A 340-nucleotide genomic window follows, 5' to 3' on the forward strand; every position below is an offset into this window, starting at 1 on the left:
AGAAGCTAACGCAAAACATTGATCTGCCAGGGCATTGGTCAAGTCATGCTAAATATACTAAGGTCATTGAGTCTAAGATTTCTGCTTTGAATGACGCCTTTAGGGCTGGTAAGGTTTTTGATACGCAATTGGTATTAGGTATAGGTAAAATCCAGAGTTTCGCGAGAGAAAGACTGGAGAATAATACTTTGTAGTGGATGCGATCACTGGGAGGCTTTTGTGAGTGGTTCCAATTATTACGTTTTGCGCTATGATCCGCAGGGCAGTGGCTGCCCAATCGTGATGTCAGGTTTTTTTAATTGTAGTGAGTTTGAATGGGATCCGTTTGAGCCAAGTCCGT

The 340-nt window shown here is 42.6% G+C and carries 1 protein-coding gene; it reads left to right on the forward strand.

Features of this window, described 5'->3' with window-relative positions; genetic code table 11:
- A partial coding sequence (locus ACK59Z_RS25935; protein ID WP_409294007.1) for a hypothetical protein occupies positions 1–194 on the forward strand: 194 nt, incomplete at its 5' end.
- Positions 195–340 lie beyond the last annotated feature (146 nt).

The organism is Pseudomonas sp. KCJK9058 (assembly GCF_046230975.1).
In the GTDB taxonomy this organism is placed as follows: Bacteria; Pseudomonadota; Gammaproteobacteria; order Pseudomonadales; family Pseudomonadaceae; genus Aquipseudomonas; species Aquipseudomonas alloputida.